This is a genomic window from Plantactinospora alkalitolerans, from assembly GCF_015690345.1.
Taxonomy (GTDB): Bacteria; Actinomycetota; Actinomycetes; order Mycobacteriales; family Micromonosporaceae; genus Plantactinospora; species Plantactinospora alkalitolerans.
The window spans coordinates 1-6,095 of the sequence record NZ_JADPUN010000373.1; the positions used below are offsets into that span (position 1 = coordinate 1).

Consider the following 6,095-nt stretch of genomic DNA (forward strand, 5'->3'; position numbering starts at 1 on the left):
AGATGTGTGTAGGAGACAGGCCGATGCACGGCTACGAGATGATCCAGGAGCTGGACTCGCGTACCGGCGGCGCCTGGCGACCGAGCCCGGGGTCGATCTATCCGACCCTGCAACTTCTCGAGGACGAGGGCCTGATCGCGGCCACCACCGAAGGGTCGGGCGGCGGACGGCGGCGCTTCGCGCTCACCGAGGCCGGACAGGCCGAGGCGAGCCAGGCGGCCCAGGAGCCGCCATGGAACGAGTTCGCCCAGGACACCATCAACAGTTGGCACGACATGCGGGAAGCCGGAATCCAGGCGATGAGCGCGCTGCGCCAGGTGATGACGACCGGCACCGACGACCAGCGAGAGCGGGCCGCCCAGGTGCTCAACGAAACCCGACAGAAGCTGTACGCGATTCTCGCCGAATCGGAGTGAACCGCGACCAGCGACCCGACAAGATCAACCGGCCCCGGCGCCCGTGGTGGAACACCCACCACCGGCCGCCGGGGCCGGCTCTGCCTTCCATGGGCCGGCTGACCGGTCGGCCGACTCTGCTTTCCGTGGACCGGCTGGCCGGTCAGTGCACCGTGACGGTGGGACCGGTGACCAGCTCGCGGAGTTCCTCCGGCAGGTCCGCGCCCATCTCGTCGGCGAGCCGGACGGCCTCCTCGATCAGGGTCTCGACGATCTGCGCCTCGGGAACAGTCTTGATCACCTTTCCCCGGACGAAGATCTGACCCTTGCCGTTGCCGGAGGCCACCCCGAGGTCGGCCTCGCGGGCCTCACCGGGACCGTTGACCACGCAGCCCATCACCGCCACCCGCAGCGGGACCGGCAGTCCCTCCAGACCGGCGGTGACCTCCTCGGCCAGCTTGTAGACGTCGACCTGGGCCCGACCGCAGGACGGGCACGACACGATCTCCAGGCCCCGCTCCCGCAGCCCGAGGGATTCCAGGATCGCGGCGCCGACCTTGATCTCCTCGACCGGCGGGGCGGAGAGCGAGACCCGGATGGTGTCCCCGATGCCCTCCGCCAGCAGCGCGCCGAAGGCCACCGACGACTTGATGGTGCCCTGGAAGGCCGGCCCGGCCTCGGTCACCCCGAGGTGCAACGGATAGTCGCACTGCTCGGCCAACTGCCGGTACGCCCTGATCATGACCACCGGATCGTTGTGCTTGACCGAGATCTTGATATCCCGGAAGCCGTGCTCCTCGAACAGCGAGCACTCCCAGAGCGCCGACTCCACCAGGGCCTCCGCGCTGGCCTTGCCGTACTTGGCCATCAGGCGCTTGTCCAGCGAACCGGCGTTCACGCCGATCCGGATCGGCACCCGGGCCGCCGAGGCCGCTGCCGCGATCTCCTTGACCTTGTCGTCGAACTGCCGGATGTTGCCGGGGTTGACCCGGACCGCGGCACAGCCCGCGTCGATCGCCGCGAAGACGTACTTCGGCTGGAAGTGGATGTCGGCGATGACCGGGATCTGGGACTTCTTGGCGATCGCCGGCAGTGCCTCCACGTCGTCCTGGGACGGCACCGCCACCCGGACGATCTGACATCCGGAGGCGGTCAACTCGGCGATCTGCTGGAGGGTCGCGTTGATGTCGGCGGTCAGCGTCGTCGTCATCGACTGCACCGACACCGGCGCGCCACCACCCACCGGTACCGAGCCGACCATGATCTGCCGGCTCGTCCGCCGGGGCGCGAGCGGTGGCGGTGGTACGGCGGGCATGCCAAGGCTGACGGCGGTCACTCTGCATTCACCTCTGGATCAGCGTTATCGGGTTGACCACGTCGGCGGTGATCGTCAGCAGCGTGAACGCGCCGCCGATCAAGATCAACGCGTACGTTAAGGGCATCAGTTTGAAGTAGTCGACCCGGCCGGGATCGGGCCTGCCGAGCCGGGCGAAGAGCCAGGACCGGGCCCGTTCGAACCAGGCGATGGCGATGTGCCCACCGTCCATCGGCAGCAGCGGCAGCAGGTTGAAGACGCCGATGAAGAAGTTCAGCGAGATGAAGAGGAGGACGAAGACCTCCCAGAGGCCGTGCTGGACGGCCTCGCCGCCGAGTCGGCTGGCCCCGACCACGCTGATCGGGGTGTCGACGTCGCGCTCCTCGCCGGTGATCGCCGCCCAGAGAGCCGGCACCTTCTGCGGAATCCGCTGGAGTGCCTTGACGGTGTTGACCGCCATGTCACCGGTGAAGTCGGCGGTCGCCCCGAAGGCCGCGACCGGCCCGTAGGTGATCGTCGGTGGCGTACCGAGTCCGACGCCCAGCGCCGAGACCGGACCGACCGGACCGTCGGCCCGGTCCTGCGGCGGGCGCTGTACCTCGGCGAGGTCGACCTGGGCGGTGTGCGTCGCACCGTCCCGGACGTAGGAGACCGGGATCGGGCCCGGCTTGGTCGCCCGCACGGCGTCGAGCATCTGCCCCCAGTTCGCCACCGGGGTGGAGCCGATCGCGGTGATCACGTCGCCGTCGCGCAGACTCGCCTGGGCGGCCGGGCTGGCCGGGTCACCGGACCGGCAGGCCCGGGTCGGCGGGTTCTCCCGGACGACGCAGGGCGCCAGTTCGATCCGCGCCGGCTCGCTGCGGATCTCCGCCTGGTTGGTCGGGTAGTCCGGGTTCGGCAGGCCCATGAAGATCGCGGCGATCCAGAGCGTGACGATGGCGAGCAGGAAGTGCGCGATCGAGCCGGCGGACATCACCACGGTCCGCTTCCAGAGCGGGAACCGCCACATCGCCCGGGGCTCGTCGGCCGGATCGACGTCGTCGTCCTGCGGGGTCATCCCGACGATCTTGCAGAAGCCGCCCAACGGGATCGCCTTCAGGCCGTACTCGGTCTCGCCCCGTCGGAACGACCAGACGGTGGGGCCGAACCCGACGAAGTACCGGGTCACCTTCATCCCGAAGCGCTTGGCCGTGATCATGTGCCCGGCCTCGTGCAGGCTCACGGAGACGAGGATTGCGAGGGCGAACGCCACCACCCCGAGTAAATACAGCATCAAGCTCCCTTGACCGCTTTCGCGATGATCTCCTGGGCGTGTGCGCGCGCCCAGGACTCGGCGGCGAGCACCTCCTCGACGTTACCCGGTTCGGCAAAATCCGGGGCTGCCTCCAGCACGCGTTCGAGCGTGTCGACGATGCCGAGGAAGGGCAGCCGGCCAGCCAGGAACGCGGCGACGCACTCCTCGTTGGCGGCGTTGTAGATCGCCGGCCGGCACCGCCCGACCGTGCCGGCCTGCTTGGCCAGCCGTACGGCGGGAAAGGCCGTCTCGTCCAGCGGACCGAACTGCCAGCTCTGCGCGGCGGTCCAGTCGACGGCGGCCGCGGCGCCCGGCACCCGGTCCGGCCAGCCGAGGGCGAGCGCGATCGGCAGCCGCATGTCCGGCGGACTGGCCTGGGCCAAGGTCGAGCCGTCGACGAACTCCACCATCGAGTGGATCATCGACTGGGGATGCACCGTCACCTCGATGTCGTCGTACGGGATGTCGAACAGTTCGTGGGTCTCGATCACCTCCAACGCCTTGTTCACCAGGGTGGCGCAGTTGATCGTGATGACCGGCCCCATGTCCCAGGTGGGGTGCGCGAGCGCCTGCTCGGGGGTGACACCGGTCAGCTCGTCACGGGGACGGCCCCGGAACGGCCCTCCGCTGGCGGTGAGGATCAGCCGGCGTACCTCGGCCCGGCTGCCTCCGCGCAGGCACTGGGCCAACGCCGAGTGCTCGGAGTCGACCGGCACGATCTGCCCCGGCCGGCGGATCGCGGCCCGGACCACCGGACCACCGGCCACCAGCGACTCCTTGTTCGCCAGCGCGAGCGTACGGCCGGCGCCCAGCGCCGCCAGGGTGGGTGCCAGGCCGAGCGAGCCGACGACGGCGTTCAGCACGATGTCACACGGCCACTCGGCGAGCTCGGCCATGGCGGACGGACCCGCGACGATCTTGGGTATTCGGAAGCCGCCGCCCGGGTAGTCCCGCTTGGCCGCCTCGGCGTAGAAGGCCAGTTGCAGGTCCTGCGCGGCGGAGGCCTTCGCGACCCCGACCACCTCGACCCCGAGTTCGAGCGCCTGGGCGGCGAGCTGGCTCACGTTGCCGCCGCCGGCACCGATGGCGACCACCCGGAACCGGTCGGGATTTCGACGAACCATCTCGATCGCCTGGGTGCCGACCGACCCGGTGGAGCCGAGCAACACGATCTCACGCGGAGAGCTCACCGGCACATTCTCCCTGAACAACTCTGAACGTCCGCTGGCAGGCCCGGCGAACGGGCGGCCGGCCGGCAATCCGGGCACCGACCAGGCGAGCGGTCAGGGACGGGGCAGCCGGAAGGTTTCCAACTCCTCGCCGCCGTACCAGTCGGTCCGACGACCGATCGACGCCATGCCGAGCCGGCGGGCGACCGACATCGACGCCTCGTTCCCGGGTGACACGACGGCGTAGATCTCCTCCGCGCCGGCCGCGAACCCCCGCTCGACGGCTCCACGTGCCGCCTCGGTCGCGTAGCCGTGGCCCCACGAGTCCGGATGCAGGTGCCAGCCGACCTCGATGTCGTCGGTCAGGCTCGACTCCTCGATCCCGGGCAACGGCTTGAGCATCACGCTGCCGACCACCAGCCCATCCTCCCTGCGCTGCACCGCCCAGAGGCCGTACGTCTGGGTGCCGAACCGGGCATTGCGGGTGTGCCAGCGACGCACCGCCTCGTCGGCGTCGGCGGGCGTACGGAGCGGGAACTGTGGCGCGCCGAGATACCGGACGACCTCGGGTCGGGAGTAGGTGTCGAACACCCGGGCGAGATCGGCGGGCTCCCGCGTCCAGTTCCGGATCACCAGTCGTTCGGTTTCGTAGATCGTCATGCGGGCGGACGGTAGCTCCCACCAGACGGGTACACCAGCGACTTTCCTCCGGGCCAGCCGCCGGCAACCGGCGCGGTGGTCACTGCGCGGCCGCTTCGACCGATTCCCGGCCGGCCGGATCCGCACCGGGGTCGTCTGAGTCCGGCCCGGACTCGCGGATGCCGTACCGCTGGTAGACCTTAGCCAGCGGACCCGGTGCCCACCAGTTCCAGCGGCCCAGCAGCCGCATCGTGGCCGGTACGAGCAGCGCCCGCACCAGGGTCGCGTCGACCACGATCGCCACGATCATTCCGATGCCGATCAGCTTGACGAAGACCACGCCGCCGGTGGCGAAGCCGGCCACGACGACGATCAGCAGCAGCGCGGCGGCGGTGATGATCCGTCCGGTGTGTTGCAGTCCGGCGCTCACCGACGCGGTGTTGTCGCCGGTGGCGTCCCATTCCTCGCGGATCCGGGACAGCAGGAACACCTCGTAGTCGGTAGCGAGGCCGAACAGGACCGCCAGCATCAGGATCGGATTGCTCGGCTCGATGAAGCCGGTCGAGGTGAATCCCAGCCACTCGGCGAAGTGCCCGTCCTGGAAGATCCAGACGACCACGCCGAACGATGCGCCGATCGAGACCAGGTTCATCAGCACCGCCTTGATCGGCAGCAGCACCGAGCCGAAGGCGAGGAAGAGCAGCACCAGCGTTGCCGAAGCCATGATCAGGGCCATCCACGGCAGCCGCGAGGTGAGGCTGTCGAGCATGTCCAGGTCGGCCGCCGGTCGCCCGCCGACCAGTACCTCGGCACCGGCCGGAGCCGGGATGTCCCGGATCAGCCGGACCACGCTCTCGGCGACGGGCCCGGTCGGTTCGCCCGGATAGGTCACGGACAGCAGGGTCGAGTCGCCGTGATCGGCGGTCGGCTGCACCCCGGTGACGCCTGCCACCCGGGCGACCTCGTCGGCGAACCGCTGGACGTCGGCAGCGGCGGATCCGGAGACGAGGACCTCGATCGGGGCGATGCTCCCGCCGGGAAACTCCGACGCGATCCGCTCGGCGACCAGCCGGGGCGGTGCGTCGTCCGGCAGTACCCGCTCGTCGAATCCGCCGGCCTCCATCCGGAAGAACGGCGCGGCGAGCAGCGCCAGCACCGCGAACACCCCCACCAGGTACAGCACCGGGCGGCGCATCACGCTGCGGGCCAGCCGGGCCCAGCCGCCTGAGCTGCCGGAACCGCCTGAGCTGCCGAAACCGCCGGAACCGTCCACCGCCCCGCCC

The 6,095-nt window shown here is 70.1% G+C and carries 6 protein-coding genes; 1 reads left to right on the forward strand and 5 read right to left on the reverse strand.

Going from position 1 to position 6,095, the window contains the following annotated elements; genetic code table 11:
- Nucleotides 1–416: PadR family transcriptional regulator (locus I0C86_RS38020; protein ID WP_196206156.1), on the forward strand; the 416-nt coding region annotated here is incomplete at its 5' end.
- A gap of 142 nt (nucleotides 417–558) precedes the next feature.
- Here I0C86_RS38020 and ispG read toward each other — a convergent pair.
- The 5 genes from ispG to I0C86_RS38045 form a co-directional block, all read right to left on the reverse strand.
- Nucleotides 559–1,731, reverse strand: a complete 1,173-nt coding sequence (gene ispG / locus I0C86_RS38025; protein ID WP_196206157.1) for a flavodoxin-dependent (E)-4-hydroxy-3-methylbut-2-enyl-diphosphate synthase — start codon at nucleotides 1,729–1,731, stop codon at nucleotides 559–561.
- 7 nt (nucleotides 1,732–1,738) lie between these two features.
- Nucleotides 1,739–2,983, reverse strand: coding sequence for a M50 family metallopeptidase (locus I0C86_RS38030; RefSeq protein ID WP_196206158.1), 1,245 nt, complete (start codon nucleotides 2,981–2,983; stop codon nucleotides 1,739–1,741).
- Nucleotides 2,983–4,194: a 1-deoxy-D-xylulose-5-phosphate reductoisomerase gene (gene dxr / locus I0C86_RS38035; protein ID WP_196206159.1), complete on the reverse strand. Its 1,212-nt coding sequence runs from the start codon at nucleotides 4,192–4,194 to the stop codon at nucleotides 2,983–2,985. The genes I0C86_RS38030 and dxr overlap by 1 nt, the downstream gene beginning before the upstream one ends.
- A 93-nt stretch (nucleotides 4,195–4,287) precedes the next feature.
- Nucleotides 4,288–4,833, reverse strand: coding sequence for a GNAT family N-acetyltransferase (locus tag I0C86_RS38040; RefSeq protein WP_196206160.1), 546 nt, complete (start codon nucleotides 4,831–4,833; stop codon nucleotides 4,288–4,290).
- A gap of 79 nt (nucleotides 4,834–4,912) precedes the next feature.
- Nucleotides 4,913–6,095 (reverse strand): MMPL family transporter (locus tag I0C86_RS38045; RefSeq protein ID WP_196206161.1); only part of this gene is annotated, 1,183 nt, incomplete at its 5' end.